The 3,319-nt window shown below is 30.2% G+C and carries 2 protein-coding genes, 1 tRNA gene and 1 pseudogene; all 4 read left to right on the top strand.

Going from position 1 to position 3,319, the window contains the following annotated elements:
- Window positions 1-369 (top strand): annotated as a pseudogene (locus tag WBN21_RS14545) (energy transducer TonB); the annotation flags it as partial.
- 3 nt (window positions 370-372) lie between these two features.
- On the top strand, window positions 373-1,590 hold the full coding sequence (locus WBN21_RS14540; protein WP_424201517.1) for a bifunctional folylpolyglutamate synthase/dihydrofolate synthase: 1,218 nt from the start codon (window positions 373-375) through the stop codon (window positions 1,588-1,590).
- A gap of 63 nt (window positions 1,591-1,653) precedes the next feature.
- Window positions 1,654-1,728 (top strand) — tRNA-Val (locus WBN21_RS14535).
- A gap of 117 nt (window positions 1,729-1,845) precedes the next feature.
- On the top strand, window positions 1,846-2,616 hold the full coding sequence (locus WBN21_RS14530; protein WP_424201515.1) for a LuxR C-terminal-related transcriptional regulator: 771 nt from the start codon (window positions 1,846-1,848) through the stop codon (window positions 2,614-2,616).
- Window positions 2,617-3,319: the final 703 nt, after the last annotated feature.

Raw genomic sequence — 3,319 nt, 5'->3', positions numbered from 1 at the left:
GAGGGCAATGATAATGCACCTGGCGATAAAGGGCAATTGGATGGCGACCCTTATGCATCGAGTTATTTTGGTGGTCAAGGTACAGGGAGTGACGGTGTTGGTTATGGTTTAAATGGTAGAGGAAATGCTTCTTTTACAAGGCTAAAACAAGATTGTAATGAGTCAGGGATGGTGATTGTGAAAATTATTGTAAACCAAAATGGTAATGTAGTTTCAGCAGAACCAGGACAAAAAGGCACGACTAATACAGCACAATGCTTGTTAGAACCAGCAAAAAAAATAGCCATGTCACATAAATGGCCGGCAGATTCAAAAGCACCTACACGCCAAGTTGGTTTTGTTAGTGTTAACTTCAAATTAAGTCAGTAATCAATGACATATCAAGATACACTAAATTGGATGTTTTCTCAACTACCAATGTATCAACGAGAGGGTAAAACGGCCTTTAAAAAAGATTTATCAAATACTTTAAAACTTGCAACTCATTTAAATAATCCTGAAAGGAAGTTTAAAACAATTCACGTTGCTGGAACAAATGGCAAAGGTTCAACAAGTCACATGCTGGCATCCATTTTACAAGATTCTGGATATAAAGTTGGGTTATATACCTCGCCGCATTTAAAAGACTTCAGAGAGCGCATTAAAATTAACGGAAAGGAAGTTAGCAGGCAGTTTGTTATTGGTTTCATAAAACGAAATAAACCTTTTCTAGATGCTAATAAGTTGTCTTTTTTTGAGATGACAGTAGGTATGGCATTTGATTATTTCGCGAAGCAAAAAGTTGATATTGCAGTTATAGAAGTTGGTTTAGGAGGACGATTAGATTCTACAAATATTATTACTCCAGAGGTTTCTGTAATTACAAATATTGGATTAGATCACACGCAGTTTTTAGGAAACACATTGGAAGCCATAGCTTTTGAAAAAGGAGGTATTATTAAACCAAATATTCCAGTAGTAGTTGGTGAAACCCAGCATGAAACACAATCTGTTTTTAATCAATTAGCAAAAAAGAATCATTCAAGAATTACTTTTGCTGATAAAGAGGTTCATCAGGACTATAAATCAGATTTAATAGGAAGTTACCAGTCTAAAAATATAAAAACAGTTTTGCAAACTGTAAAAGAGCTCCAAGAAATAGGGTTTAAAATAACCAAGCAAAACGTAAAACAAGCCTTATTAAATGTAGTCAGAAATACAGGATTGTTGGGCCGTTGGCAAATATTAAATGAAAGCCCTAAAGTAGTTTGCGATACTGGACACAATACGGAAGGTTTAACGTATGTGATGCAACAGCTTAAAAATGAAAAATTTGAATCCCTACATATTGTTTTTGGTGTAGTAAATGATAAAGATTTGAGTTCTATTGTCCATTTATTGCCTGAAAATGCCGTTTATTACTTCTGTAAACCTGATATTCCAAGAGGGTTGGATGCAAATATGTTAAAGCAAGAATTGTCCAAGTATAATATAAAAGGAAAAGCCTATAGCTCTGTTAATGAAGCATATAATATGGCTTTGAAATCAGCAAATACCAATGATTTTGTATTCATTGGAGGTAGCACATTTGTAGTAGCTGAAATAATTTAATTTTTTATTAAAAAAGTTTTTGCAATATTAAAAACTAGGTTATATTTGCACACCTAATAATTAGGGCGCATAGCTCAGTTGGTTCAGAGCACTTGGTTTACACCCAAGGGGTCGGGGGTTCGAATCCCTCTGCGCCCACACAATTAAAAATCCTGATAATTTTATCAGGATTTTTTTTATTTTAAAAATTTGAATTTCTACTTCTATATTTTCACTTAAGTTAATTTTTGCCTATTTTTAATAAAATCTCTCGTTATGACAAGTGGTAGGATAAAAGAAGTTTATAAAAAAATTTTTAAATCGCATGACAATCCTTCACTTAAAAAGCATATTGAAAAAATAATAGAGTTAGATGCTTATTTGCCTTATAGTTCCACATTTTTCTGTATCACCAATACTCAAGATTTATCCTTTGAATATATAAGTAAAAATATGAGTGCTTGTTTAACTTTAGACAGGAGAGAGCTAATTACCAAGGGAATGCGATACTTTTGGAGTAGAATCCATCCAGATGATTTAGAAATATGGCTTAAGGCATTAAATCATTTAATGAGTTTTACTTTGGATGAAATTTCGGTAAAAGACAGAATTAGGGCAAGCTATACTTGGAATTATAGGTTTAAAGATGGTAAAGGAGATTATGTAAATATTGTTCAAAATACAACACCACTTGAATTTGATAGTGAAAATAAGCCAATTATTGGATTGGCTCATTATACCGTATTACCCTCAGAAATTGAAATGCCAGTATATGCGTCAGCAAAGTTATTGAATGTGAATAATGAATATGAAACCATTTACTTTAATAATTTTTCTCAAAAGTTGCTTTCAGACAATATTAGCAATAGAGAACGTGATATAATAAGGCTTTTGTTATTAAGTTATTCGAGTAAAAAAATTGGAAAAAGCCTTGGTATTACTGCAAATACAGTTGATACACATAGAAGAAATATTCTTAAAAAATTAAATATTTCCTCAACTGGAGAACTGATAGGGATGCTAAAAACAAATAAAAATCTTATTTAAAAAATCGTAATACTCAATTTGAGTATTGCTAATATGGATTAAATTTCGCATCTTTACAGTGCTATTAATTAGTTCTTAGGGAGAATTATATTAAATGAAAGTGTCAGTTTGAAGATTTCAAATTGGCATTTTTTTTGCTTTATAAAACTGCTGCTGTCAAAAATTTTAAATTTTATTTTAGGAATTTTTATTATTCTATTAAGTATTTTTTTATTGTTTAATTTAATATTTCTTAGAAAAGTACATCAAATCATATTACATATACCGAATTAAATTATACTTTAATCGAAAACTAACCTTAAATAATAACCAATACTCAAATTGAGTATTGGTTATCAACGAAATATAATTGATATTACATTGCTATTAATTAGTTTTTAGGGAGAACTTCATAACAAGTGTATAATTCTATAATTGTTTTAGTAAGTGATTATAGAATAGGCACTTTTTGTTTTTTTATCGATTTTTTTTTTGTGCATTTAAACTCGAAAATTCGAACATGATTTTTTTTGATATATTTAAGTATTCCTTTTTTTTAATCATGGCAGCATAAGTATTATTATAAATTTTTTTATTCTTATAAAAATTTTGTTCGAATAACTGCCCTTCTATCTGCCTGTTTTTTTGGTTCTTTAATAAGAATCAACTTCAACGTATTTACTCTAATCTCTTGTGTTTTTTTAATTATAACTAAAATCCAACC

Origin of the sequence: Algibacter sp. (genome assembly GCF_049667265.1) — a bacterium.
Classification (GTDB): domain Bacteria; phylum Bacteroidota; class Bacteroidia; order Flavobacteriales; family Flavobacteriaceae; genus Algibacter_B.
Note: the sequence above shows the minus strand (reverse complement) of the source record. Positions and strands in the feature narration are given on the sequence as shown.

Excerpts from the sequence above, each read along its gene's own strand:
- WBN21_RS14540 (WP_424201517.1), top strand. The coding sequence starts at position 373 with ATGACATATCAAGATACACTAAATTGGATGTTTTCTCAACTACCAATG.
- WBN21_RS14530 (WP_424201515.1), top strand. The coding sequence starts at position 1,846 with ATGACAAGTGGTAGGATAAAAGAAGTTTATAAAAAAATTTTTAAATCG.